This is a genomic window from Bradyrhizobium sp. Ken01, assembly GCF_055807355.1.
The window spans coordinates 1-24,013 of sequence record NZ_JBVVPC010000023.1; the positions used below are offsets into that span (position 1 = coordinate 1).

Annotated in this window: 23 protein-coding genes, 1 tRNA gene and 1 pseudogene; 9 read left to right on the plus strand and 16 right to left on the minus strand. The window is 64.2% G+C overall.

Annotation, left to right across the window (positions count from 1 at the left end):
* The first annotated feature begins 144 nt into the window (after positions 1-144).
* Positions 145-2,010 carry an alkaline phosphatase family protein gene (locus tag AC0L3S_RS21440; RefSeq protein ID WP_473281130.1) on the plus strand — a complete coding sequence of 622 codons (1,866 nt, stop codon included), beginning with the start codon at positions 145-147 and terminating at the stop codon, positions 2,008-2,010.
* Between the two features lie 56 nt (positions 2,011-2,066).
* On the opposite strand, the gene AC0L3S_RS21445 is transcribed toward AC0L3S_RS21440, so the two are convergent.
* A complete protein-coding gene (locus tag AC0L3S_RS21445; RefSeq protein ID WP_473281132.1) occupies positions 2,067-2,639 on the minus strand; it encodes a hypothetical protein in 573 nt (190 codons plus the stop codon).
* Between the two features lie 391 nt (positions 2,640-3,030).
* On the opposite strand from AC0L3S_RS21445, the gene AC0L3S_RS21450 reads away from it, so the two are divergent.
* Positions 3,031-3,690 (plus strand): peroxiredoxin, encoded by a 660-nt coding sequence (locus AC0L3S_RS21450; protein WP_473281134.1) that lies wholly within the window; start codon positions 3,031-3,033, stop codon positions 3,688-3,690.
* 56 nt (positions 3,691-3,746) lie between these two features.
* Here AC0L3S_RS21450 and AC0L3S_RS21455 read toward each other — a convergent pair whose 3' ends face one another.
* Positions 3,747-5,477, minus strand: a complete 1,731-nt coding sequence (locus AC0L3S_RS21455) for a methyl-accepting chemotaxis protein (protein WP_473281136.1) — start codon at positions 5,475-5,477, stop codon at positions 3,747-3,749.
* A gap of 193 nt (positions 5,478-5,670) precedes the next feature.
* Between AC0L3S_RS21455 and AC0L3S_RS21460 the strand changes: the two genes are divergently transcribed.
* Both AC0L3S_RS21460 and AC0L3S_RS21465 read left to right on the plus strand, forming a co-directional pair.
* Positions 5,671-7,074 (plus strand): cryptochrome/photolyase family protein, encoded by a 1,404-nt coding sequence (locus AC0L3S_RS21460; protein ID WP_473281211.1) that lies wholly within the window; start codon positions 5,671-5,673, stop codon positions 7,072-7,074.
* 66 nt (positions 7,075-7,140) lie between these two features.
* Complete coding sequence (locus AC0L3S_RS21465; protein ID WP_473263917.1) at positions 7,141-7,461, plus strand: histone; 321 nt, start codon at positions 7,141-7,143, stop codon at positions 7,459-7,461.
* 56 nt (positions 7,462-7,517) lie between these two features.
* Here the strand turns inward: AC0L3S_RS21465 and AC0L3S_RS21470 are convergent.
* The 3 genes and pseudogenes from AC0L3S_RS21470 to AC0L3S_RS21480 all read right to left on the minus strand — a co-directional run bounded on the left by AC0L3S_RS21470 (position 7,518) and on the right by AC0L3S_RS21480 (position 9,779).
* Positions 7,518-8,260 (minus strand): annotated as a pseudogene (locus tag AC0L3S_RS21470) (hypothetical protein).
* Positions 8,261-8,357: 97 nt separating this feature from the next.
* Positions 8,358-9,230: a DMT family transporter gene (locus AC0L3S_RS21475; protein ID WP_473263918.1), complete on the minus strand. Its 873-nt coding sequence runs from the start codon at positions 9,228-9,230 to the stop codon at positions 8,358-8,360.
* A gap of 102 nt (positions 9,231-9,332) precedes the next feature.
* Positions 9,333-9,779: a hypothetical protein gene (locus tag AC0L3S_RS21480; RefSeq protein ID WP_007603109.1), complete on the minus strand. Its 447-nt coding sequence runs from the start codon at positions 9,777-9,779 to the stop codon at positions 9,333-9,335.
* A 289-nt stretch (positions 9,780-10,068) separates the two neighbouring features.
* On the opposite strand from AC0L3S_RS21480, the gene AC0L3S_RS21485 reads away from it, so the two are divergent.
* The gene (locus tag AC0L3S_RS21485) at positions 10,069-10,332 is read left to right on the plus strand and encodes a hypothetical protein (protein WP_473263920.1); all 264 of its coding nucleotides are present in this window, start codon (positions 10,069-10,071) and stop codon (positions 10,330-10,332) included.
* Between the two features lie 33 nt (positions 10,333-10,365).
* Here AC0L3S_RS21485 and AC0L3S_RS21490 read toward each other — a convergent pair whose 3' ends face one another.
* Positions 10,366-10,824 carry a host attachment protein gene (locus tag AC0L3S_RS21490; protein WP_473281138.1) on the minus strand — a complete coding sequence of 153 codons (459 nt, stop codon included), beginning with the start codon at positions 10,822-10,824 and terminating at the stop codon, positions 10,366-10,368.
* 312 nt (positions 10,825-11,136) lie between these two features.
* On the opposite strand from AC0L3S_RS21490, the gene AC0L3S_RS21495 reads away from it, so the two are divergent.
* Together AC0L3S_RS21495 and AC0L3S_RS21500 are read left to right on the plus strand one after the other, a co-directional pair.
* Positions 11,137-11,409 carry a hypothetical protein gene (locus tag AC0L3S_RS21495; protein WP_473281140.1) on the plus strand — a complete coding sequence of 91 codons (273 nt, stop codon included), beginning with the start codon at positions 11,137-11,139 and terminating at the stop codon, positions 11,407-11,409.
* Between the two features lie 438 nt (positions 11,410-11,847).
* On the plus strand, positions 11,848-12,813 hold the full coding sequence (locus AC0L3S_RS21500; protein ID WP_473281142.1) for an AraC family transcriptional regulator: 966 nt from the start codon (positions 11,848-11,850) through the stop codon (positions 12,811-12,813).
* Between the two features lie 52 nt (positions 12,814-12,865).
* Here AC0L3S_RS21500 and AC0L3S_RS21505 read toward each other — a convergent pair.
* From AC0L3S_RS21505 to AC0L3S_RS21515, 3 genes are all read right to left on the minus strand, one after another.
* Positions 12,866-12,942: transfer RNA gene (locus AC0L3S_RS21505), tRNA-Arg, on the minus strand.
* A gap of 153 nt (positions 12,943-13,095) precedes the next feature.
* Positions 13,096-13,629 carry a hypothetical protein gene (locus AC0L3S_RS21510; protein WP_473281144.1) on the minus strand — a complete coding sequence of 178 codons (534 nt, stop codon included), beginning with the start codon at positions 13,627-13,629 and terminating at the stop codon, positions 13,096-13,098.
* 160 nt (positions 13,630-13,789) lie between these two features.
* Complete coding sequence (locus AC0L3S_RS21515) at positions 13,790-14,359, minus strand: hypothetical protein (RefSeq protein ID WP_473264022.1); 570 nt, start codon at positions 14,357-14,359, stop codon at positions 13,790-13,792.
* 179 nt (positions 14,360-14,538) lie between these two features.
* Here AC0L3S_RS21515 and AC0L3S_RS21520 point away from each other — a divergent pair, with 179 nt between their 5' ends.
* Entirely contained in the window at positions 14,539-14,922 is a 384-nt protein-coding gene (locus AC0L3S_RS21520) for a VOC family protein (RefSeq protein ID WP_007603095.1), read from the plus strand.
* Between the two features lie 48 nt (positions 14,923-14,970).
* On the opposite strand, the gene AC0L3S_RS21525 is transcribed toward AC0L3S_RS21520, so the two are convergent.
* Positions 14,971-15,468 (minus strand): hypothetical protein, encoded by a 498-nt coding sequence (locus AC0L3S_RS21525; RefSeq protein WP_473281146.1) that lies wholly within the window; start codon positions 15,466-15,468, stop codon positions 14,971-14,973.
* Positions 15,469-15,725: 257 nt separating this feature from the next.
* Between AC0L3S_RS21525 and AC0L3S_RS21530 the strand changes: the two genes are divergently transcribed.
* The gene (locus AC0L3S_RS21530; protein ID WP_007603093.1) at positions 15,726-16,076 is read left to right on the plus strand and encodes a GrlR family regulatory protein; all 351 of its coding nucleotides are present in this window, start codon (positions 15,726-15,728) and stop codon (positions 16,074-16,076) included.
* Between the two features lie 100 nt (positions 16,077-16,176).
* Here the strand turns inward: AC0L3S_RS21530 and AC0L3S_RS21535 are convergent, their stop codons facing one another.
* The 6 genes from AC0L3S_RS21535 to AC0L3S_RS21560 all read right to left on the minus strand — a co-directional run bounded on the left by AC0L3S_RS21535 (position 16,177) and on the right by AC0L3S_RS21560 (position 23,814).
* Positions 16,177-18,864, minus strand: coding sequence for a PAS domain S-box protein (locus tag AC0L3S_RS21535; RefSeq protein ID WP_473281148.1), 2,688 nt, complete (start codon positions 18,862-18,864; stop codon positions 16,177-16,179).
* A 124-nt stretch (positions 18,865-18,988) separates the two neighbouring features.
* Complete coding sequence (locus AC0L3S_RS21540; RefSeq protein WP_473281150.1) at positions 18,989-19,915, minus strand: DMT family transporter; 927 nt, start codon at positions 19,913-19,915, stop codon at positions 18,989-18,991.
* Between the two features lie 80 nt (positions 19,916-19,995).
* Entirely contained in the window at positions 19,996-20,811 is an 816-nt protein-coding gene (locus AC0L3S_RS21545) for an NUDIX hydrolase (protein WP_473281152.1), read from the minus strand.
* A gap of 4 nt (positions 20,812-20,815) precedes the next feature.
* The gene (locus tag AC0L3S_RS21550) at positions 20,816-21,769 is read right to left on the minus strand and encodes a dihydrodipicolinate synthase family protein (protein ID WP_473263928.1); all 954 of its coding nucleotides are present in this window, start codon (positions 21,767-21,769) and stop codon (positions 20,816-20,818) included.
* Positions 21,770-21,893: 124 nt separating this feature from the next.
* A complete protein-coding gene (locus tag AC0L3S_RS21555) occupies positions 21,894-22,772 on the minus strand; it encodes an SDR family oxidoreductase (protein ID WP_473263929.1) in 879 nt (292 codons plus the stop codon).
* A 181-nt stretch (positions 22,773-22,953) separates the two neighbouring features.
* The gene (locus AC0L3S_RS21560; RefSeq protein WP_473263930.1) at positions 22,954-23,814 is read right to left on the minus strand and encodes a MaoC family dehydratase; all 861 of its coding nucleotides are present in this window, start codon (positions 23,812-23,814) and stop codon (positions 22,954-22,956) included.
* Positions 23,815-24,013: the final 199 nt, after the last annotated feature.

The window sequence follows — 24,013 nt, forward strand, 5'->3', positions numbered from 1 at the left end:
GCTGCAGCGCGTCCGGGACACGCGAGCGGCCGCCACCCTTCTTTGCGTGCCGCTCCGCTCTTGTAACAAAACCGTCATGCAGCGAAACTAAACGAACCGGGGGCCGCGGTTGGCGGCCAAGCCGCCTCGCAGGGAGAGATTTTGATGCGCCGTTCACTGGTGTTGCTGTCAGCCGGACTGACAGTGTTGTCCGCCGGACTTTCGACCGGACCTGCCTCCGCCGAGAACAACACGCCCCGTAACCTGATCCTGTTCATTCCGGACGGTCTACGCGCGCTGAAGGTCACACCCGAGACTGCCCCCGCAATGGCCGAAATCCGCGACAAGGGCGTCAATTTCAAGAATTCGCACTCGCTATTCCCGACCTTCACCATGGCCAACGGCTCGGCGATGTCGACCGGCCATTATCTCGGCGACACCGGCGTGTTCTCCAACACGATCTGGACCAACTATACCTCGGTGCCCGCCGGCGAGACCGTCGTCCCCTTCATCGAGAACGACGCCGTGCTCGGCGACATCGACGAGCATTTCAAGGGCGACTATCTCAATGAAGACACGATCCTGAAGCTGGCCCGCGACAAGGGCTACAGCACCGCCGCGCTCGGCAAGCATGGGCCGACCTATCAGTTCGACCACACCGACAAGCCCGAAAAGGCCGGCCTGCATTCGGTCGTGTTCGACGATGCCACCGGCGGCAAAAATGGCGTGGCGCTGTCGGACGAGGTCAAGGCCGCTCTCACCAAGGCCGGCCTGCCCCTCGCAACGCCGCCGCGCGGCGACAACTCCAAGGCGGGCGATGCCAAGACGCCGGGCACCACGGTCGCCAATGTCGCGCAGCAGGCCTATTTCGCCGACGTCGCGGCCAAGGTCGTGCTGCCGATGTTCAAGGCGCGCAACAAGCCGTTCGTGCTGGTGTTCTGGTCGCGCGACCCGGACGGCAGTCAGCACAACACCGGCGACAGCCTCAACCAGATCATGCCCGGCATCAACGGGCCGACCTCGATGGCCGGCATCAAGAATGCCGACAACAACCTCGCCCAGCTCCGCAAGGCGCTGGACGAGCTCGGCCTTGCCGCCAACACCAACATCATGGTCCAGGCCGACCACGGCTTCTCGACCATCTCCAAGGAAAGCAAAACCAGCCCCTCGGCCAAGCTCAGCTATGACGACACGCCGAAGGACTTTTTGCCAATGGGCTTTCTGGCGCTCGACCTTGCCAAGGCGCTCGACCTGCCGCTGTTCGATCCCAACGACAAGAACGCCAAGGTCGAGGGCAACAAGCATCCCAAGGCCGGCAACGGCGTGCTCGGCAAGGATCCGGAAAAGCCCGATCTCGTCGTCGCCACCAATGGCGGCTCCGACCTGATCTATTTGCCGAACAAGGACAAGAAGCTGGCGGCCAGGACCATCAAGACGCTGCTCGAGCAAGACTACGTCTCGGGCCTGTTCGTCGACGACTCGCTAGGCCGCTTCCCCGGCACCCTGCCGCTGTCGAGCATCAATCTGCGCGGCAAGGCGGCGACGCCGACGCCGGCGATCGTCGTCAACTTCCGCTCCTACGCCAGCGATTGCGGCGAGGCGCCGACCAACTGCTCGGTGCAGGTCGCCGACTCCGTGCTGCGCCAGGGCCAGGGCATGCATGGCAGCTTCAGCCGCGGCGACACCATGAACTTCATGGCCGCGATCGGGCCGGACTTCAAAGCCGGCTATGTCAGCGATATTCCGGTCAGCAATGCCGATGTCGGCATGACCGCCGCCCAGCTGCTCGGCCTGCGCGCATCGCAGAACGGCGGCCTCCTCGGCCGCGTGATGTCGGAAGCGTTGCCCAATGGCATCGTGCCGAAGGCGTACAAGGGGGTCGAGAAGTCGAAGAAGTCCGAGAACGGCCTGCAGACCGTGCTGAACTTCCAGCGCGTCGGCAGCCAGCGCTATTTCGACACTGCCGGCTTCCCGGGCCGCACGCTTGGGCTGGAGCCGGACGCCGGCAAACAAAAAACGGCGGGGAAATAACCCCGCCGTTCAAATGCGTCCTCGTGAGAGGCGCAGAATCTTACATGCCCAAAATCTTACATGCCTATGTCGAACACGTTCGGCAGCTGGCCCGCCAGAGGCAGCGCGGTGGCGCCCAGGAAGGTCGCCACCATCGCCATCAGGCGACGGTTGTTGTGGCGTTTGCCGCGCATCTGGCCGGCGATCCACTCGAGCATTTCGCTGTTGACCTTGGAGGCATAGGACGGCGCCCAGCTCTCGATGTCGGACTCGGCCGACAGCGCCACGCTACGCGGCGGCACCTTCAGGCCAGACGCGCTGGCGGCATAGTGGGCCACAGCCTTAGCAAGCAAATCGTCGAACCGGCCGCCATCGGTGCGCTCGGTTGCGGCTTCATTGATCTCGAACAGCACTTCGGCCTCAGTGCGGCTGATCGGCTGGTCGTTGACGGCTGTGGCGGTCAGGATGCGGGCGCACCAGGCGGTGTCATCGGCATCGAGCGAGCGGGAGAAGTGCACCCTTCCCTTGGTGGTCGGGCCTTCGCCCGTGATCACGCCGTCGCGCACGATGGTCAGTGCATGGGCCGAGGTATCGCGGCAGGACGGTTCGAGGGACGGCGACTCAACAGACTTATGCGCAGCGGCAGACATAGTTCACTTCCAGATTTCTTCTGATCGGCCAGCATTTTCATGCCGGCGTAAAGGGGTGGTTAATGATTCGGTACGGGGATCGCGACTTTTCTCAATGGTTGCCAATTGGTCGCTGTCAGGACCAGTTTGGTTCTGGCAAGCGCCGGGCGAGCGTGATGGGAGTCATAAAAGGCTTTCTCGGGGCAATCGCGCCCGTATAGCCCGGTGGAGATGTTTCGCCGCAGGCGCGGCTGTAACAAAAAGGTGCTAGGAAATCAGGCCTTCGAAGAAGGAATTCACATTTTACTTGAAGCGGTTCAGTTAGCGTTCACTTGAGGTCGTGGAGCCCCTATACTGGCCCCGACGGTCAAAGATGAATTCATAAGCAAATTCAATAGCATGAGGTAGAACCATGACGCTTCCGATCGGCACCACCGCCCCCGACTTCGAAGCCGAGACCACCGAAGGGAAGATCAAGTTCCACGACTGGATCGGCAATAGCTGGGCGCTGCTGTTCTCGCACCCCAAGGACTTCACGCCGGTTTGCACGACCGAGCTCGGCGCGCTCGCCAAGCTGAAGCCGGAATTCGACAAGCGTGGCGTCAAGCTGATGGGCCTCTCGGTTGATCCGGTCGACCGCCATGCCAAATGGTCCGAGGACATCAAGGAGACGCAAGGCGCGGCCCCGAACTATCCGATGATCGGCGACACCGATTACAACGTCTCCAAGCTGTACGGCATGCTGCCGGCCGCCATCTCAGGCGATCCCCTTGTCCGCACCGCCGCCGACAACCAGACTGTTCGGAATGTCTTCGTCATCGGGCCGGACAAGAAGATCAAGCTGGTGCTGGTCTATCCGATGACGACGGGCCGGAACTTCCAGGAGATCCTCCGCGTGATCGACTCGCTCCAGCTCACCGCCAAGCACCGCGTCGCGACCCCGGCCGACTGGTCGCAGGGTGACGACGTCATCATCGCGGGCTCGGTCTCCAATGACGAGGCCAAGACGATCTACCCGCAAGGCTGGAAGGAGCCGAAGCCCTACATCCGGATCGTGCCGCAGCCGAAATAACCCAACTGTCATTCCGGGCGATGCGTCAGCGCCGCCCGGGATGACGATGTTAGCTCTTACGCCGCGCGCACGCGTTCGAGGAAGCCCTCGACCTCGGCCTTCAGATGCAGGCTCTCGCCCGACAACGCCTGGGCGGAGGCAAACATCCGGCTGGACGTCTCACCCGTCTCGTTCGCACCCTCGGCGGCCTGACGGACGTTGACGGCGACATCGGCCGTGCCCGATACCGCCGCGCGAACACTGGCGACGATGTTTTGGGTCGCGCTCTTCTGCTGCTCGACCGCAGCCGAAATCGAGCCGGCGATGCCGCTGATGCGCTCGATGGTCTGGCTGATCGCCTTGATGGCGACAACCGATTCCTCGGTCGCAAGCTGCATGCTGGCGATCTGGTTCGAGATCTCGTCGGTCGCCTTGGCGGTCTGGCCGGCGAGCGTCTTGACCTCCTGGGCCACCACCGCAAAACCGCGGCCGGCATCGCCCGCGCGCGCGGCCTCGATGGTCGCGTTCAGTGCCAGCAGGTTGGTCTGCTCGGCGATCGAGGTGATCAGCTTGACGACATCGCCGATGCGCGCGCCCGCCTCGGAGAGCTGCGCGATGCGCTGATCGGTCGCCTCGGCCTGCCGCACGGCCTCAGCGGAAATGACGTTCGATTCCTGCACGCGCCGGGTGATTTCAGAGATCGATTGAGACAGCTCGTCCGAGGCCGACGCCGCCGAACGCACGTGCTCGGAGGCGTTTTCGGAAGCTCCGGCCGAGCGCGCCGACAGATCGGCGGTCGAGCGCGCGGTGTCGGTGAGCTGCCGCGCAGTCCGCTCGAATTCGCCTGACGATGTCAGCACCTTGTCGAGAATGCCGCCGACACCGCCGCGGAACTCTTCGACGAAATTGCGCAGGTCGGATTTGCGCTGCTCGGCGGCTGCAGCCGAAGCGGCCGCCTGCTCGCCGCGCATCCGCGCCCGCTCCTGCGAATTGCTCCTGAACACCGCGACCGTGCGGGCGATCTCGCCGATCTCGTCGCCTCGATCCTCGCAATCGATCTCGACGTCGCTCTGGCCTTCGGCGAGCGCGGTCAGCGAGCGCGTCACGGAGGTGAGCGGCTTGGTGACGCGGCGGACGACCAGCAAGGTCAGGACCAGCACCAGCAGCGCGGCGAGCCCGGCGGCGATCGCCATGCTTTCGATCGTGTGGGCCAGCATGCTCTCGAACTGGGCCATCGGGATGCCGACATAGAGGATGCCGGCGACCTTGCCGCTGGCGTCGGCGATCGGGAAATAGGCGGTCATGAAGGTCTTGCCGAACAGCGTGGCCGGGCCCTTGTAGGCCTCGCCACGACGCAGCAGCGCCTGCGCCGGATGATCGGCGGCAAGCTGGGTCCCGACGGCGCGGTCGCCATTTTCCTTCTTCACGTTGGTCGAGCGCCGCACGAACTGCCCGCTCGCATCGTCGAATACGAACAGGGTGGCGTTGCCGCCGACATAGGACACCGCGCGATCGACGATGGCGTGATCCCTAAATTCCGGCATCTTGGGAATCTCGGCGCGCGCGACCGCGCCATCCCGCATCGTGATCTTCGCATCCGGAACGATTTCGGCAAAGGCCAGCGCCAGCGTGCGCAAACTCACTTCGATGTCGCGGAGCGCACGATCGTTGAAAGCGGAGCTGAGCGACCAATAGCCGGCGCCGACCACGAGCGCCGTATTCATGGCGATCAGCAGCACCGCGCAGAGGAGCGCCTTGGTGCCAAGTTTGAATTGCGGCAGAAACTTTGCCGTTGCAAGGTCGGACATGAATGGAATGACTCCTGTAATTCCTGCATATTCATGCAATCGGCTTACGGTCACATTAACGGCGGTTCCAATCGACGCCCCGCGACATGCTTTCGAAATTGTTAACGAGGACATCCTGACCACGCCCAGAACTACGCAAAGGACTACGCCAAGCGCTCCGCCCATCATCGTCTGGTTTCGCGATGACCTCCGCCTGTCCGACCATCCCGCTCTCCACGCTGCCGCCAAGGCGGCTCTGAAGACCGGCGCGCCGGTGATCTGCCTCTATGTGCTGGACGACGCGGCCGGGCGAGCGCCGGGCGCCGCGGCTCGCTGGTGGCTGGCGCAGTCGCTGCGGGCGCTCGGCGCCGAGATTGCTACCCGCGGCGGATCTCTGATCCTGCGCAAGGGGCCGGCGGTCAGGGTGATCGCGGAGGTGGTCCGCGACAGCGAAGCCCGCACCGTCTACTGGAACGGCATCGCACAGGCGCCGCATCAGGCGATCGAGCGGCAGCTCGAAGCAGCGCTGGCAAAGCTCGGCGTGGACTCGCAAAGTTTCCCGGGCGACTTGCTCGTCCCGCCCGCGGCAATCCGCAACAAGGAAGGCCGCGGCTTGCGCGTGTTCACACCATTCTGGCGGCGCGTGCTGGCGCTCGGCGATCCGCCGAAGCCCCTGCCGGCGCCGAAGGAGCTGCGTCCGGCGCCGACGGTCGCCAGCGACGCGCTGGAGACCTGGAAGCTCGAGCCCGGCAAGCCCGACTGGGCCGGCGGCCTGCGCGAGACATGGACCCCCGGCGAAGCCTCCGCCCGCGCCCGCCTGCGCGACTTCCTCAAGCACACCGCACGCGGCTATGTCGGCGACCGCGACCACCCGGACCGGGAGGGCACCTCACATTTGTCACCGCATTTGAGGTTCGGCGAGCTCAGCCCGCGCCAGGTCTGGCACGCCGCGCGGTTCGCCGCGGCAGAAAATCCCGCGATCGGATCCGGCATCGACAAGTTCCTGAGCGAGCTCGGCTGGCGTGAGTTCTGCCGGCACCTGCTGCACGACCATCCCAACCTTGCCACCGAAAACCTGCAAACGAATTTCGACGGCTTCCCATGGAAGCCCGACGCCAAGGCGCTCGCCGCCTGGCAGCACGGCCGCACCGGCTATCCCATCGTCGACGCCGGCCTGCGCGAGCTCTGGCACACTGGCGTGATGCACAACCGGGTGCGAATGGTCGTCGCCTCGTTCCTGGTCAAGCACCTCCTGATCGACTGGCGCGCCGGCGAGAGCTGGTTTTGGGACACGCTGGTCGATGCGGATGCCGGCAGCAATCCCGCCAACTGGCAGTGGGTCGCCGGCTGCGGCGCCGACGCGGCGCCCTATTTCCGCGTGTTCAATCCGGTGCTCCAGGGCGAGAAGTTCGACCCGGATGGAGCCTATGTGCGACGGTGGGTGCCCGAGTTGAAGGATGCGCCAGCCAAGCTCATCCACCAGCCCTGGCAGACGACGCCGATCGAGCTTGCGAGCGCCGGCGTCACGCTCGGCAAGAGCTATCCGCAGCCGATCGTCGATCATTCCAAGGGACGAGAGCGCGCGCTCGCCGCCTACGCAAAGATCCGCAAAGGTTGAGCGTTGCTTTGACACAATTATGAAACGCGCTATCGTCATCGCTCCATGCAAACCGTGGGGGACGATATGGACGACGACAAGCCGATCACCGAACAGGCGATGGACACGATCACCACCGCCGTGGAAGCGACCAAGGACGCCGCTGTCACTGCGGTGAAGAAGGTCAGGAAAGCCGCCAAGAAGGCTGCGAAGAAAGTAGCGCCGAAGAAGGCTTCCAAGAAGAAAGCCAAAAAGGCTGCGAAGAAGGCTCCGAAGAAAACTTCGAAGAAGGCGGCCAAGAAGAGTTCGAAGAAAGCTGCAAAGAAGTCGTCGAAGAAGGCGGCCAAGAAGACAGCAAAGAAGGCCACCAAGAAAGCTGCCAAGTCGAAAAAGAAGGCCAAGCGCTGATCGCAACGCTGAAGTCTCCGGGGGCGGACGCGCCCGGAGACGGCTCCAGCGATACCCTACCCTCGCCGCTTGGCTGCGCGCCGGCCCGGGTGATGCTCGCCTTGCGGATCGCGAAATTCGCTGCGATGGCCGCGCCGGTCCTCGGCGTTGAAGCGCCGCCGTTTCTCGGGTGAGCCGAACTGCTTGATCAATCTCCTGCCGTTCACCTTCTTGATGACGTGGCCGCCCTCGGTCATCGAGAACGGCTCCTTGAGCGATCCCATGTGGTCGAACTCGTGCCGCGGGGATGCTTGAAGGGTACGAACCAGGAGGGATAGACGAAGTTCGACATCGGGAAGCCGATGACGACGAAGGCGTCCTCTTCGACTGCGTCGCAGACCTCGTAGGCATATTGGGTGTGCCGGGTCTTGTCGGCCCACAGATTGGCCATGGGGTCGAGCACCGTCTCGAACAGCTCATGCGAGGCTGCCACGCTGACGGGCTCGTCGCCCAGCGCCTTGACGAAGATCTTCGAGATCGGCTGTCCCCGATGCGTCAATTCATGCCGCCCGAGGAAATTCTTGTGGGTCGCATCGTTGAAATAGACCAGCTGCCAGTCGGCGGGCTTCGGCTTGCGGGTAACGTCGAGATCGACGGGGTAGGCCCAGACCGGCAGGAAGTGCTCGTCATAGCATTTCTACAGCGCGGCCGTGAGCCGCGCCATCATCCGCTCGCTCATCATCTCCTATGCATAATTGATGCAGGCAATGCGGACTGGCTTCAGAGATCTGCCGAGCGGTGCACGACGCGCATTCTTCATGGAAATCACCGCGTGAAAGGAGGCTGAAATGCCCCAAGCCTAACACGAACGCACCCCACACGTCAGGGATGTATTCCGGCGGCCCGGCTCGCCGGTCCTAAAAGCGTCGGTTGACCACGAACACCGCGGCTGCGCACATCACCATGCCCGTGATCGCCAGCGCATCGAGCATTTCTCCGAACAGCAGATAAGCCATCAGCGCCGTCACGGCGGGCACCAGATAGAACAGGCTTGCAACAGACGTGGCGGCGGCGTGGCGGATCAGCCAGTACAGCAGCCCGATCGACCCGATCGAAAGCGCCACGGCGAGCCAGGCCAGCGCGAGCATGAACTCGCGCGTCCAGTGCACCACGCGGTCCTCGAACAGGAACGCGCCGATCGCGAAGAAGATCGTGACGGACACGTACTGCACGAGATTGCCGGCGCGCCAGTCGATGTGGTTGCAGTAGCGGCGCTGATAGAGCGTGCCGAGCGTGATGCTGATCAGCGAGACCACGGAGGCGAGCCAGCCGAGCCCGGCTTCGCCGGTCATGGGACGGCCGTGCAGGATCAGCACCACGCCGCCGAGGCCAAGCACGAGCCCCGCCCATTGCACCGGCGTCACCTTCTCCCCGAGCCATCGGTTGGCGATGGTCGAGGTCAGGATCGGCTGGAGGCCCGGAATGAGCGCGGAGAGCCCGGCCGGAATCGAGTGAGCAATCGCGATTGCGGTGCCGCCGAGATAGAAGCCATGGACGAGAATGCCGGCGACCGCGCTGTGCGCGATGCCGATACGGTCCGGCCATTTCGGTCGCGCAATCGCGACGATGATTGCCATCAGACCAACCACGAACGCCATGCGGATGGCGAGGTAGGTCAAGGGATCGGCATTGTTGACGACGTATTTGGTGCCGATGAAGCCCGTGCTCCAGAGCAGGACGAACAGGATCGGCGCGGCACGGGCGGTCAGGGCTTCTTGATTATGGTTCATTGCCGCCCTCATTGCCCCACCGGGGGCCAATGCGGCAATGCGAATTTCGGCCAGTGCCGTCCGGACGATGCTGCGCTGCGATGGACCGGACGGCTCAGCCGCTCACCATTCGTCCGGACAGGGATCGATGATCTTCCAGAGCTCGACGCCGTTCTTGATCTTTTTCATGTCGGTGGTGAGCCCGCCATTGCGGCGGATCCAGTCCTTCACCGTGTCGGGGTAATAGGCCATCAGGTCGGACGTCCCCTCCGCGCTGGTGACCTTGATGCCGAAGGTGAAGGCCTTGTCGTAGTAGGCCTGGTGGAAGCCGAGGCTGGCGCGCGGCGTCACGCAGATCTTGTTCATCGGCACGATGCCGAGCACCAGGGTGCAGGCCGAGTTGCAGATGCCGTCGATGATGACGCGCTCGCCCTTCTCGCGGACGCGCTTGTACTTGGCCTTGTACTCCTCGACATAGCCGCCGTGGTCGCGGGTGATGTGCAGTTCGGCCCGCGCCGGCGTGGCGGCGACGACCGAGAGCAACAGCAGGCTCAGAAGCGTGATGCGCATGGCGAGGTGACGGCGAAAGCCTTCAGGAATGGACCGGCCTATGGACCCCACGAAGCCGGCAACAGGAGTCTTGAGCTAATTCTCTTTGGTCACACTTGTGTGGGGAATTCGTTAAGCATCTCGAAAAGGCCAAAAATGGGCAAGTCTGGGCCACAGAACCGGCAATTCTGTCACACCCACCCGGAAATCTGCGGGATTGGCCCCGATTTCCGGGCTGCAGACGGGTGTTCCGGCCGCTCGAACTGGCTATAAACGGCTGACCTATTCGTGCGGGTTCCGGAGATTCGAGATGAGCAAGTTGAAGCTTGTAGCCGCGATTGCTGCCCTGTCGGCCGCAATCCTTGCCCCTAGCCTCGCAGAGGCGCGGGGACATCACCGGTATCACCGCCACTACACGAACCCGCTGCCCTACCCGATCAGCTATCTGCACAATTACGGGCCCGGCATCACGCCCGGGACGTTCGCCTTTTACGACGGCCCATCGACCAACCATTGCTACCAGAGCGCAGCCGCCTATGTCGGCCAGGACCGCCGCCGGCACCCCTGCTTCTGAGGGGCGCAGGCGCGTCCTCTGCGGGAGGGGCGGCTATTTGGCGGTGCCCGACAGCAGCAATTGCTTCTCGATCTCGTAGACCGGCAGTTTGACGAGGTCCTTGCCGACCTCGCCCTGGAGAGCCTTGCGCACCACGTCCGAATAATCGGCGCGAATCATCCCGAGGGCTCGCGGCGAGGCCACCATGGTCAAGGCCGAGGTCTCGCCTGAGCTGACGGCGGCATCGAGCCGTCCGGCCAGGCCGCGCAGGAAGGCGCGCTCGGCCTCGTCGTGCCAATCCGTCTGCTCCACCGAGCTGCGCGTGCCGGCCGCGCCATGAAGCCTGCCCGGCGCGTCGGTCCCTTGTGCACCGGTCGAGGGATTGGGCTGCTCGTGCACCTCCCTGATGTGGAGGTTCGGAAACATCCCGTCGCCGAGGTTTTCCAGAATGAGCGCCTTGCGCCCGTCGCACACGACCAGCCAGTCACCCTTGTCGATTCTCATTTTGTCCATTGCACAGCTCCAAAGCGACCTCGCGAGCCTGCTCTTCGAAATGCTCGAAAGGCTGGCCACGACGCCAAGCTTAGGGACGAAGCTGCACCGATGAGTTGCGCGCGATCAAGGATGGCGGCCATGTCCTGCGGAGCGCAACGCAAGCACAGCATTGGTCAAGAGCGCGAACCTGCGATAGTCTGGCGGAGCTAAAGGTCAGGCCTGCGGCGGGCTGGCTGAAGACCTGTTCATCAGCATTACATTTCGGTCCCGCCACAATTTGATCAGAACAAACTTCGATATCCCTGTATTGCGTAAGCGGAGAAAGACATCATGAAGCTTAGAATTGGCCTCGTCGCCGCGACCCTGCTGGGTGCGATGGTCGCATCACCGGCGGCGTCCGCCATGCCCATCGCGCCTGCTCCTGCGACGCCGCAGGTTTCCGACGTCGAGCAGGTCCGCATGGTCTGTGACGCCTGGGGACGCTGTTTCTGGCGTCCGAACTACTATGGATATTACGCGCCGCGGCCCTACTACGGTCCCCGATATGCACCGCGCTTTTATGGCGGCCCTCGCTATTACGGACCTCGCTACCGCCGCTGGTGATTCTAAAGGGGCCCTCCGGGGCCCCTTCGCTTTTTGCGAGATCAAGGATGCTGGTCTGGAGTCATTCCAAAACTGATCTAGATCAAAGACGAAATCCGCGACGCCGTCATTCTCCGACGATGGTCGATTTGATCGTTTTTCGATGTCCCCAGACGGGCATGAACGTGCAGACACATCTTGAGAAGCAACAGAGACAGGAGGCCCAGAGCTTTGCCTCCTTCGCCTGTCCCGCCTGCACGCGGCTGCATTTCATCGACCTCGCTTCCGGCCAGCCGATGACTCGGGACCGTTGACGGCGACATCGATCCGCCGGGCTCATGCCATGATGTCCGCAATACTACGGCCTGGAATCCGGTTTACTGAAGCGCGATGTTTCGCCATTGATGGCGATGTACTGACGTTCATTTGATTGTCACATTGCGACAGCGGGCCATACGCATGTTGTTCGACGCCCTCGCCCCATCCTCGGCGCTTCAATTGATTGGCTTTGCCGACGTCGATGCGTTTCGGCCGGTCGAGTCGATGGAGGATGCGAGAAGCATTCCGCTCGACGTTCGGAGTTTCGCAGCGGCTCGCGCTGTCGTCTCCCTGCCCGGCTGCCGCATCGTCATGATGCGCTCGTTCGCGCGCATCCTCGACGCCGCCTATCGGATGCCCGGCGGGATGGTGATCCTGCCCATGACGGACGACCTTCAGGTCAATTCCAAGGGCATGGATCTGGACGCGCGTTTCTTCATCGCGCTCCGAGGCAGCGATGAATGCCATTTCGTCGAGCGCCGGACCAATCATCATGCGATGATCATCTTCTCACTCGGCCTGAGTGACCGGGGCTGGTTCGATCAGGCGGACGAGTTGCGGGCCTATAGCGCGAACCGCCCCGCTTTGCTTCACATACGCCAGCTCCTGTTCGACATTCTGCGTACCGCGTCGGTGCAGCCGGCCCTGTTCGAAACGACCGAGGTCGCCGCCCATCTCCAGGAAGGCCTGCTGCTCGCGCTCGACGATCTGTTTCGCATCGATTCGCTCTCGGACCGGAGTGCCTCCGTCCAGGGCGAGCGGTCGATCAAACTTGTGCAACGGATCGACGACTACGTCGCAGCACATCCGACTGCTCCGATCTATACCGCCGATCTCGCCGGCGAGTTTGGCGTCTCGATCCGGACGCTCGGCGGCGCCGTCAGCAAAGTGCGTGGCATGAGCCTGCACCAGTACATTCGCCTGAAAAAATTGTGGGCGACCCGGTCTCGCCTTCTCAAGGGCAGCGGCGCCACCGTCGCCACATGCGCGCGCGCCCAAGGCTTTCACCATTTGGGGGAGTTTTCCGCAGCTTACCGCGCGATCTTCCACGAAGCGCCGTCCGACACGCTGGCACGAGGCCGGCAAGCCGGTCCGACGGCTGGCTGACGGGGGCAGGCCGCCGCGGCGGTCGTCGTTGTGAGCGGAACATATCCGGAAGTGGCGCGCTCGGAGAGATTCGAACTCCCGACCCTCGGAATCGAAATCCGATGCTCTATCCAGCTGAGCTACGAGCGCCCTGGCCCCGACATTGGGCCGCAGCCGACACGCCTCAGATCGCTGCTGGCGAGCCAGCAGGCCGGACGACGTTCGGATGGGTTCGAATTAGCAGAGAGACCGGCCAATAAAAAGCCCTTCCCGCCCCGATTCGAGAGGGGGGCGGACCTGATCTTACCAAGTGCTGTTGAAGAAGCCGAAATGCGGCTGCTGGGCCATCACCATCATCGGGCGACCTTGCTGCGGCACCGGATGCGTCCTGGCGAGCTTGCGCTTGGGCTGCTGCGCCTGGCTCTGAGGGGGCTGAGCCTGAGGAAGCTGGGCCTGCGCCTGAATCTGCGTCTTGGCTTCGGTCTTCTTGGCCGCAGCGGTATCGGCCTTCGCGGCCGGCGTGAATTGAGCGAACGTCTCGCGGACCGGCGCCTTGGCTGATATCTCGGCCAAAGCCGGTGACATGCCCTCCACGGCCGGCTGGGGAGCCGCGACTGCGGCGATCCTCACCGCAGGGGCGGCAAGCGTCGGCTGACTGGTGTCGAGCACAATTCGCTCCGGCAGGTGGCGATCGGACCGGATCCGGATCAACGGCTGCTCGTTGCTTGCTGTTGCGATAGCCTGCGTCACAGGCGAAGTCGGCAGAACGTAGTTCGCCGCGAACAGCAGTGCCAGCAAGGCTCCACCGACAAAGAAGAAATACCGAAAGATGGGCATTGGCCACGCTCCGCCCCCCGCATCCCCGCGTGGGCTCTCCACCTTAACAGGCGATCATTTAATTGGTTCCTGGCCCAGCCGTTCGGTTCAAATGGCGACGCCAAGTTTCTTGGCCAAGTCCCCGGGACAGTAACTTTTCCGCTATCAGGCAATGCCGGCCTTATGTCCGACGTGCTGCCACAAGCGAACACTTTGCCTGATCGGCATTCACGTTGACGAAGCCGACGGGAATGCGCGCAAAAGTCTTGCGGCTCTTCATGCCGACCGTATCAGCCAGAACGCGGCTGCGGTCGGTGAGATGACTACCATCGCGCCGCGCAAAAGCGCAGACGATCTCGACATCCTTGACGGCATAGTCGTTGTCGTTGCGCAGCGTGAGCGTCACCAGCGCCTTGGAGCCAAGGCCGCCGCGGCGCCAGGTCTGGGATGAAATCCTGATCCGACCGAGTTCTGCCATTGTCGGAATCTGAGCTTCGGATGGCGACGACACGGCGGCCACATCGCGCGAAGGAGCCGTCTCGACGGCTGCCACGTCAGACCTCACCGGTTCGGCACTGTTGCCTCTGGAAACAGGGAGCAGCATCCAGGTGCCGCAACCGACGATGATGGCCGCCAACAGCCACAGCAGGCCTCGCCCAAATGAAACGCTCGCGATCGTCACCGCCCACACCAGTCGTTCGCCGGTCCCGGCGAAACGCCCTAACCCGATGCGGTCAAACCCAGCGTTCATGGCTGCCTCACCGATCCCCGCGGAAACACGTTCGACAACGGATTCGGCCACTGCTTACCTTAATCCGGAAGACGAACTAAGGTTCCCGCGCAGCTGTCGAGTCGGCAAGAGCGGTGGCGGTCACCGGCCGAGGCCGCTAACATGCGCTGCAACATCAAGACCCGTCGGGAGAACATGAAATGCCAGTCGTCACTTGGGACCACGTCCATCTGCGCAGCCCTGATCCGGAGGCCACGGCGGCCTGGCTGCGGGACATCCTTGGTGGCGAGATCGTGCAAGCACCCGGGCGGATCGACGTGAACCTTGGAGGCGCAAGGATCTTCATCGCGCCACTCGAGGGCGACAACGCGGTCAACCCGCCGCCGCCGCACCCGCATCAGGGCCTCGACCATTTCGGTCTCACGGTGAAGGACATCGACGCCGTCGCCGCCGAGATCAAGGCCAAGGGCGTCACCTTCACGCGCGAACCGACCACGATCCGCCCCGGCGTGCGCATCTGCTTCATCCGCGGCCCCGAAGGCATCTCCATCGAGCTGCTCGAGCGCGACAAGAAATATACCTGATACCGCGCGAGCCGCATCGGCTCACCGGTCATGTGCCGCCCGGTGCGCCTAAGTCATGCTACCGGGCATGAAGCAGCGAATGGCGACGCCCATGTAGCCGTAGATCGGCCAGACCATGGTGCGCCCCACCCGGTTCGGCTCCGAGATCACGGCCTCCTCGGGCACCTCGACCCAGACGAGCTCCTGCGGCCGGCCGTCGATCACGTAGCCATAGCGCGGGACGCGGACCCGATAGTGCCCGTCCTTGCTGTCCCAGTCGGTATCCGAGAGCGCCGAGCCGTCTGCGTCGGAGCAGCACGGCCCCTTGCCGCTTCGCAGTCCGTCGAACCAGGCCTTCAATTCGGCATTGGTGTTGACGAATTGGCCGCGGTCGCGCGCGTGCCCGATCGGGGCTGCGAGTGCTATCAGGGCCAGGACGCAAGCGAGGCTCGCCACGCTTCGCCAGCGTGCCGCGCCGCCAATCCGCCGTTGTCGTGTTTCGCAAATCGTGGGACGCACACTGTACAGACGCGGCTTCTCGCCGCCGGAATCGATCCAGTTGCTCACGTTTGTCTTGCTCCAGCACCCCGCGGCCAGTGCAACAATGGTTATGCATTTCGCGGGCCAACTTGATTCGCAACGACTGGCCTCGCTTCATGATCAGACGGTCATGGCGGTGTCATAGACAAGTCGGGACAACTACGGCTCACGGGCAGGCTCGCAAGGCCGGCGGCCAAACTCCCGCGTTGCGTGGGCGCATGCCCTTTGGCATAAATGCCCTACCGGTTACGCCATTGGGCGATGGCGGCCGGCCTCGGGACGTTATGAAGAACGGCCTCTATTCGATTCACGTGAACCTGCTCGATGGTCGGGTCGGCAAGGGCAGCGGCGTGATTCTTTTTCGCGACGGCAAGATTCTTGGCGGCGATGCCTACCTCTATTACACCGGCAGCTACACGGTGAAGGACAACACCTTCAAGGGCGAGGTGCTGGTCCAGCGTCACACCTCGCCGCGGGGTGACGACAATCCGCTGTTCGGCGGGCCTGCCGCGGTCGGCATCGGCGTCAGCGGCACCTTCACAGAGACGCGCGGGGACATGACGGGCACCGCGCTGGTCGGCAAGGCCAGCCAGATTTTCGGCGCAACGCTGCACAAGCTTGCGGAGGCCGACTAGAGCTTCGGTTCTGATTGAATCAGAACTGAATCTCTCAATTGTTGTTTCGACGGGTTTTCTTCACGCGGACCGGCATCTAGTTCGCTCGAAAATGCTCGAGCTATTCCGCGGCCTGCTCGAGCGGCGCCACGCGCGGCAGGATGATCTGGATGCGTGTGCCGCTGCCCGGTTCGGAATCCAGATCGAGCCGTCCGCCGAGCCTGTTCGTGACGATGCTGTAGACGATGTGCAGCCCGAGACCGGTGCCGCCCTGGTCGCGGCGCGTCGTGAAGAACGGATCGAAGGCACGGCGACGGACGTCGAGCGACATGCCGCAACCATTGTCAGAGAAGATGATCTCGACATTGTCCTTGCCGGACTCGCGCACCTGGATGTCGATGGTCCCCGGCCGGCCGTCCGGGAAGGCGTGCGCCACCGCGTTGAGAAACAGATTGGTCAGCACCTGGCCGTACGGTCCGGGATAGCTGTTCATGGTCAGATCAGGCTGGCACTCGACGTTGAGTGTCAGATTGTGCTTGCGCAGGCCCGGCCGCAGACTCATCACCACCTGCTCGGTGAGGTCACCGAGATCGAAGCTGCGCTGGTCCGAATAGTTGCGGTCGGCGGCGACCTGCTTGAACGACTGGATCAGCTCGGCGGCGCGGTTGAGATTGGAGACGAGCTGCGAGGACGCATCGCGGCTGGTGTGGAGGAAGTCGTTGAGCGCGGAGCGGCGCAGCTCGCCACGCTCGACCTCGGCGGTGAACATCGCGGTCTTGCGCTCCAGCGCGGAGGCGACCGTGAGGCTGATGCCGACGGGATTGTTGACTTCGTGCGCGACGCCGGCGACGAGGCGCCCGAGCGCCGCCAGCTTCTCCGCCTCGATCAGCGAGGCCTGGGTCTCGCGCAGATTGCGCAGCGCGGTCTCGGCGGATTCCTTGGCTTTCCGCATCTCCTGCTCGCCGCGCTTGCGCTCGCCGATGTCGAGCGCCACGGTGACGATCCGCTCGATCTCGCCTTCGGCATCGAGCAGCGGCAGCTTGTTGACGAGCCATTGCCGCATGTGGCCGGAAGAATCAATGTACTCCTCTTCGTAGAAGCCGAGACCTTTTCGCAGCGTCAGCACGCGCTTGTCGCTCTCGTCGGACTTGGCCGCGCCGTAGCGAGACATCAGGTCGGCCGTGGTGCGGCCGAGCGCATCGCCGGGCTCGATTCCGAAGATGCCGGCCATGTAGCGGTTCATCAGCACGTAGCGCAGGTCGCGGTCCTTGACGTTGATGACCGCGGGCACGGTGTCGATGACCTGCTGGAGCAGGCGCCGTCCTTCAGCGATGGCGTCTTCCGCGCGCTTCTGGTCGGTGATGTCGCGCAGCGTGCCCTCGTAGCGGACGATGTTGCCGGCGTCGTCGCGGACGCCGGTGGCACTGTCGGACAGCCACAGGATGTCGCCGCCGCGCTGACGCACCTGGTACTCGAACTCGCGCACCATGCCGTCGCGTGCCATCAACCGCTGATATTCGACGCGCGCCTCGGGATGGACGTAGATGGTGTGGGCGATGTCGTTGATGCTGTCGATCAGCTGCTGCGGGCTATCGTAGCCCATCATCCGCGCCAGCGCCGGATTGGCGTTGAGGAGGTCGCCGGCAGGCGTCGTGACATAGATGCCATCGACCGAGCCCTCGAACAGTTTCCGATAGCTCTCTTCGGCGAGGCGCTGCTCGGTCAGTGCGCGCACCGCCGCCTCGCGCGCCGTGTCGGCCTCTTCCAGCGCGCGGCGGAACACTTCGGCTGCCCGCGCAATGTCGCCGATCTCATTGTCGAGGTCGGCGGACGGGATCGAGGTGTTCTTCTCGCCAGCTGCGAGCGCGCGGATCGACCGCGCGATCTGGGCGAGCGGACGGACCGTCCGCCGCACCACGAAACCGGCCGCGAGAATGCCGATCAGCACGCCGATGGTACCGAGCACGATGCTCTGCCAGCGCGCCTCCGTCAGCGTGCGGGCGAAGTCGCGCGACAGCACGTGGCCGCGCCGGGCGCTGACCTCGCGCAGCAATTCGGTGACGCGGCCGATCAGCCGGCCCTCGGTTCCCAGCACCTCGCGGTCAATGTCGGCGATCTGCCGTTCGCGGACCGCGACCGCGATGATCGCCTCGGCGTAGTCGTTGACGGCCGATCTGAGCTTGGGATCAGCGACGCCCATCGCGCGCATGCTCTGCGCCGCCTGCTCGGCCGCGGACGGGTTGCGCGCAAGCAAACCGAGCGCGATCCGGCTCTGCGCTTCCGACAGGCGGGACGCCAGCTCCCGGTCCCCAGTGCCGGAGACAGCCGCGTCGAACTGATCGCGGAGCGGCGGCAGGCCGGCGAGCAGCTGGGCGCGGCGGTCGATCAAGGTCGAGATCCGCTCCAGGCCGCTGCGATAGGTCGCAAGCCGCTCGCTGACCCCGTCGATCATGTCCTGCTGCTCGGGCACGAGCTCGATGCGGGTCTTCTTCAGGATGTCACTGAGCGTCGAGGCCGCCTCGCCCACCTGCTTGAACTGGATGCCGGCGCCGGGATCGGTGACGAAGTCGCGCGCGGCGAGCCGCAGCTCGTTCATGCGGCGGTCGATGTCCTCGGCGAGATCGCCGACGCTCTGCAGCCGCTGCAGCTCGGCAAAGGTCGTGTCGATGTGCCGGATCGCGATCACGCTCGCGGTCGAGGTGACGATGATCACCGCCAGCACCAGAAGGAAGCTGCCGAAGGTAAGCTGGCCGATGGAGAGCGAGAATGTTCGCTTTTTCTCAGGGGTCGGCGTCAATTCGGCGGACATTGGTGATGTGAGGACCGGGCTATTGGAGCTCCAATATACGACGTATTGCGGTCCCGGGGGAACATGCGTCTGGCCGCCGAATATCCTTAATATTGAAGCCCTGCCGCCCTCCTTGGCCCCGGCTTTATGACGTTTTGACGCCGGCCGGCCGCCGGGCCGGGATGGTCATGGCGGCGACGCCGAGGATGACGCAGGCAAGGCCGATCCAGGCGGTCCGGCTCAGGCTCTCGCCGAGGAAGGCGACGCTGATGGCAACCCCGATCGGCACGCGGAGATAGGCCTGCGCGGTGGTGCCGACCGAGCCCAGGGTCTGGATCAGGCGGAAATAGATCGCGAAGGCCGCGGCGGTCGAGAAGGTCGCCAGCGCGACCAGCGCCAGCACGGAACTCAGCGAGGGCGACAGCGTCCAGGGCTGCTCGACGATCAGCGAAGCCGGGATCAGCGCCGCCGCCCCCGCCAGCAGCGAGCCGGCCGCGGGCGCCATGGGATCGAGGCCCTTGAAGCCGCGACCGAAGATGGCGGCGCAGGCGTAGCAGATGGTGGCGGCAACGATGGCGGCCTCCGCGACGAGGCCGCTTCCGACATCATGGAAGGCATCGACGCCGACGATCAGCAGGATGCCGGCCATGCCGGCAACGACGCCGACCAGCTTGCGCGGTGTCGTCGCCTCGTGACGCGTCACGACCGCCGTGAGCAGGAAGGTGAAGATCGGGCCTGCCGAGTTGAGAATGGTCGCAAGCGCGGCATCGACGTGGCGCTCGCCCCAAGCGATCAACGTCCAGGGGATCACGCTGTTGAGCACGGCCTGGAAGGCAAAGCGTTGCCAGGTCGCGGCATCCGTCGGCATCCTGATGCCCCGCGCCCACATGATCGCGAGCAGCAGCAGGCCCGCAATCGTGGTGCGCGCCGCGATCAGCGTGATCGGCGGAATGGTGGCGACGCCGAGCTTGATGAAGGTGTAGGAGCCGCCCCAGAGCGTCGCGAGCGCGAGCAGCAGCGCCAGCTCGACGGCGATGTTGTTGTTCTGCCGATTGTCCTGCCGGTTGGCCATATCGCGCGTCCCGTCCCGTTGTCAGGGACGCAACCTAGCGCGTCTGCCCTCGCCGATACTTCGCTTGGTGTCGAAGTGTCTTAGCCGATCGCCCCGACCTCGAACACCTCGCCGTCATAGCCGGCCTCGCGGGGAATGCGGAGCTGACGGCCGGTATCGGTCTTGGTCATGACAGGCATCACCGTCACGACAGACATCCCGCGGGCGTGCTCGAGCGCGGCGCTCACGCTGCCCTGTTTGGCGAGCCGGATCAAATTGCGCGTGGTCGGGAACGGCAGCTTGAAGCGGCCGCTCTCGCCGCCCTCCACCGCCTCCCGCGGCGAGACCCAGATCGAATCGGTCGACTCCCGGCCGTCATGCGCGCCGAGCTGGTCGGGCGGTGCCGCCGCAAGGAAGAACCAGGTGTCGAAACGTTTTGGCATGCCCTCGGGCGTGATCCAGTGCGCGTAAGGCACGAGCGTATCGAGAGCGAGCTGAAGTCCGTTGTCGGCCAGTATGCTCAGGAAGCTGATCTTGTGCTCGTTGAGCGCGACGCGATGCGCATCGGCGATCTCGCCGGCGCGCTTGGCGTCAACAGGTGTACCCGAGTCTTTCGAGCGCGCCAGCAGGATGCCGCTTTCCTCAAAGGTCTCGCGGATCGCGGCGATCCGAAAACCGCGGTCTGCTTCGTTCAAGCCCTCGCCGCCCGAATACAGGTCGGAGCGCTTGACGATCTCCTGATCGCCGGCATCGACGCTGCCGCCGGGAAACACCAGCGCGCCCGAATTGAACTCGATCTGATGATGGCGGACCATCATGAAGACTTCAATTTCGTCGCGGCTCTTGCCGTCGACCTTCACGCCGTCGCGCAGCAGGAGGATCGTCGACGCAGGGCGTGATGCTGATGCCTCGGCCATTCGACTAACCTGCCGCGCTGGATTGCGGACCGAGATTGGCGCGCTTGTCGATTCGGGCGACGCGCGACAGCAGGTACTCGACCTCTGCCTTCGCCGCAGGCGTAATGGTGGCGCCGGGCTTGCGCTGGGCGCTGGAGGCGATGATGCCGCGCTTCTGCAGCACGTATTTGCGCACGGCGAGGCCCGCGCCCGGCTGCTGCTCGTAGCGGATCAGCGGCAGATGTGCGTCGAACAGATCATGGGCGGCGTCGCGCTTGCCTTCCTTCGAAAGGCGCACGACGTCGATCAGAAGCTCGGGAAAAGCGTAGCCCGTCATGGCGCCGTCGGCGCCGCGCTCCATCTCGAAGTCGAGAAAGAGCCCGCCATTGCCGCAGAGGATCGAGAGCGGCCGCAGCGAGCCGTCCTTCTGGAAATTGCGCAGCGTCGAGATCTTTTCCAGCCCCGGCCAGTCCTCGTGCTTGAGCATGACGCAGTTCGGATTGTCCATGACGATCTTGCGGATCACGGCAGGGGTGAACACCACCGACAAGGTCAGCGGATAGTCCTGGAGCACCCAGGGCACGTCGGGGCCGATCGCCTCGGCCGCCTGCTTGTAATAACCGATGATCTGGTCGTCGGTCCTCAACGACGGCGGCGGCGCGATCATCACACCGGCTGCACCGGCCTCCATCGATGCCTTCGCCAGCGAGCGCATGGTGGCAAAACCCGGCGCGGAGACGCCGACGATCACCTGCATTGTCTTGGCGCGCTTGACGAAGCGTACCGCTACCCGCTCGGCCTCGGCGGCATCGAGCTTCGGCGCCTCACCGAGGATGCCCAGCACCGTGACGCCGTCGCAGCCGACCTCCTCGTAGAAATCGGTCAGGCGGTCGATGGAGCGCTCGTCGATCCGGCCGTCATCGTGGAACGGCGTCGGCGCGATTGCGAAGGTGCCCTTGGCGTCGGCGGTGAGTTTCATTGGGTCTCTCTTCCTCGGTCATTCCGGGGCGTGCAAAGCACGAGCCCGGAATCCATTTATCTGCTGCGCGTGCTGTACCATGGATCCCGGGCTCACGCTTCGTGTGCCCCGGGATGACGGCCTGTCAAAACCGCCGCGCCCCCATCTTGATCTGCTCTTCGGAGAAGAAGATCTCCTTGGCATGATCGGCGATGTCCTGGGCCTTCCAGGCCGTGTGCGGCGGCTTCCAGCCGTCCATTTCCATCATCCGCATTTCGCGCACGCCGCGGGGCCCGGACACGCCCAGCACCTTGCCGGTCTGGTCGCCCGACAAGTCGCTGACCATGTATAGCACGGCCGGCGCGATGCCGTCCGGCCCCAGCGCCGCACCGGGGTTCTCCTTATAGCGGGGCAGGTCTGCGGTCATGCGGGTCAGCGCGCCCGGCGCAAGCGTCCAGATCCGGATGTTGTATTTGCGCCCCTCGATCGCCAGCACGTTGGACAGGCCCCAGATGCCGCCCTTGGCCGCGCCGTAATTGCTCTGGCCGAAATTGCCGATCAGGCCCGAGGTCGAGGAGGTGTTGACGATGACGCCGCCGCCGTTTTCCCGCATCCAGCGAAACACCGGCATGGTGCAACAAAAGGTGCCCTTCAGATGCACCTTGATGACCTTGTCCCAGTCGGACTCAGAGGCCTTGGCGAAGGTCTGGTCGCGCAGAATGCCGGCATTGTTGACGAGGATGTCGGCACGGCCGAAATGCTTGATGGCGTCGTCGAACACCGACTGGCCGCCTTCCATGGTGGAGATGTCGGCGCCGTTGGCGACCGCCTTGCCGCCCTCGGCCTTGATCGCGTCTACCACGAGCTGCGCCATCGATGTGTCGGCGCCGGTGCCGTCACGAGGTCCGCCGAGGTCGTTGACGACGACGGAGGCCCCTTCCCGCGCGAACAGCTTTGCGTAGGCCTCACCGAGCCCCCCGCCCGCGCCGGTGATCAGCGCAACCTTGCCGTCGAGTAATCCCATGGTGGCGTCTCCCTGGTTTTGTTTTTCTTACCTCGCCCCGCTTGCGGGGAGAGGTCGGATCGCCCTTGCGATCCGGGTGAGGGGGTACAGGTCTCAACACCGTCTTGGCTCGCGGTGAGAGCCCCTCACCCCACCCTCTCCCCGCAAGAGCGGGGCGAGGGAGTGAAACGCCGGTGCCCGACTAACCCAGCACCGTCTTGCCGTTCTTGATCACGGTGACGCCGCGCGACTTCACCTTGGCTTCGAACGAGATCACGCTGCCGTCCTTCCAGAGGTCCATGGTCACGGTCTCGCCGGGATAGACCGGCGAGGAGAACCGCGCGACGTGCTGGCGGAAGGCGGAGGCGTCGTAGTCGGCATAGGTCTGCAGCACGCCGCGGCAGGTGATGCCGTAGGTGCACATGCCGTGCAGGATCGGACGCGGGAAGCCGGCCTTCTTTGCGAACTCGGGATCGGAGTGCAGCGGGTTGCGGTCGCCGCACAGACGATAGACGAGCGCCTGATCGGGGCGCGTGACGATGTCGATGGTCGTGTCGGGCGCGCGCGACGGGATCTTGTGCGGATCGGGCTGGGTCAGGTTCGGCCCGCCAAAGCCGCCATCGCCGCGGGCGAAGCGCGAAGCGACCAGCGTCGCAAGCTTCTCGCCCTTCTCGTTCTTGAGCACGGTCTGGTGGCTGATGACGACGCCCTTGTCCTTGCCCTTGTCGTAGACTTCGACGACGGAGGAGTCGGCGGTGATGTGCGCGGCGACCGGCAGCGGCTGGTGGAAGGTGATATCGCGCTCGCCGTCCACCACCATCACGCGGTTGAGGTTCATCTCGCCGGGCCCCGCGCCCCATGCCGCGACGGAGGCGAAGGTCGGCACCACCTTGAGCGGCCGCGGCGACAGCGTGCCCTCGTTGACGAAGGCGAGCTCGTTTTCGTCCATCGGATCGGCGCCGAGGCCGATACCGTAGGCATAGAGCATCACTTCACGGTCGGTGTAGGCATATTTCTGGCCGAGGTTCTTGAGGCCTTTGAGTTCGTCGTATCTGGCGGACATTTTATTGTTACTCCCCGGATTCTTATGCGCCGCTGCCAGTCGAAGTGCCCTCTCCCCTTGTGGGAGAGGGCTGCACGAGTCGTGCGGCAAACTCGTTTGGGTGAGGGTTGCTTCCGCAGTGAAAGCTTTCTCCGCGGAGCGATACCCCTCATCCGGCGCTTCGCGCCACCTTCTCCCACATCCGCCTTCGCCAAGGCTT

Coding starts and splice junctions, on each gene's coding strand:
- AC0L3S_RS21440 (WP_473281130.1), top strand. CDS start 145: ATGCGCCGTTCACTGGTGTTGCTGTCAGCCGGACTGACAGTGTTGTCC.
- AC0L3S_RS21445 (WP_473281132.1), bottom strand. CDS start 2,639: ATGTCTGCCGCTGCGCATAAGTCTGTTGAGTCGCCGTCCCTCGAACCG.
- AC0L3S_RS21450 (WP_473281134.1), top strand. CDS start 3,031: ATGACGCTTCCGATCGGCACCACCGCCCCCGACTTCGAAGCCGAGACC.
- AC0L3S_RS21455 (WP_473281136.1), bottom strand. CDS start 5,477: ATGTCCGACCTTGCAACGGCAAAGTTTCTGCCGCAATTCAAACTTGGC.
- AC0L3S_RS21465 (WP_473263917.1), top strand. CDS start 7,141: ATGGACGACGACAAGCCGATCACCGAACAGGCGATGGACACGATCACC.
- AC0L3S_RS21475 (WP_473263918.1), bottom strand. CDS start 9,230: ATGAACCATAATCAAGAAGCCCTGACCGCCCGTGCCGCGCCGATCCTG.
- AC0L3S_RS21480 (WP_007603109.1), bottom strand. CDS start 9,779: ATGCGCATCACGCTTCTGAGCCTGCTGTTGCTCTCGGTCGTCGCCGCC.
- AC0L3S_RS21485 (WP_473263920.1), top strand. CDS start 10,069: ATGAGCAAGTTGAAGCTTGTAGCCGCGATTGCTGCCCTGTCGGCCGCA.
- AC0L3S_RS21490 (WP_473281138.1), bottom strand. CDS start 10,824: ATGGACAAAATGAGAATCGACAAGGGTGACTGGCTGGTCGTGTGCGAC.
- AC0L3S_RS21495 (WP_473281140.1), top strand. CDS start 11,137: ATGAAGCTTAGAATTGGCCTCGTCGCCGCGACCCTGCTGGGTGCGATG.
- AC0L3S_RS21500 (WP_473281142.1), top strand. CDS start 11,848: ATGTTGTTCGACGCCCTCGCCCCATCCTCGGCGCTTCAATTGATTGGC.
- AC0L3S_RS21510 (WP_473281144.1), bottom strand. CDS start 13,629: ATGCCCATCTTTCGGTATTTCTTCTTTGTCGGTGGAGCCTTGCTGGCA.
- AC0L3S_RS21515 (WP_473264022.1), bottom strand. CDS start 14,359: ATGAACGCTGGGTTTGACCGCATCGGGTTAGGGCGTTTCGCCGGGACC.
- AC0L3S_RS21520 (WP_007603095.1), top strand. CDS start 14,539: ATGCCAGTCGTCACTTGGGACCACGTCCATCTGCGCAGCCCTGATCCG.
- AC0L3S_RS21530 (WP_007603093.1), top strand. CDS start 15,726: ATGAAGAACGGCCTCTATTCGATTCACGTGAACCTGCTCGATGGTCGG.
- AC0L3S_RS21535 (WP_473281148.1), bottom strand. CDS start 18,864: ATGTCCGCCGAATTGACGCCGACCCCTGAGAAAAAGCGAACATTCTCG.
- AC0L3S_RS21540 (WP_473281150.1), bottom strand. CDS start 19,915: ATGGCCAACCGGCAGGACAATCGGCAGAACAACAACATCGCCGTCGAG.
- AC0L3S_RS21545 (WP_473281152.1), bottom strand. CDS start 20,811: ATGGCCGAGGCATCAGCATCACGCCCTGCGTCGACGATCCTCCTGCTG.
- AC0L3S_RS21550 (WP_473263928.1), bottom strand. CDS start 21,769: ATGAAACTCACCGCCGACGCCAAGGGCACCTTCGCAATCGCGCCGACG.
- AC0L3S_RS21555 (WP_473263929.1), bottom strand. CDS start 22,772: ATGGGATTACTCGACGGCAAGGTTGCGCTGATCACCGGCGCGGGCGGG.
- AC0L3S_RS21560 (WP_473263930.1), bottom strand. CDS start 23,814: ATGTCCGCCAGATACGACGAACTCAAAGGCCTCAAGAACCTCGGCCAG.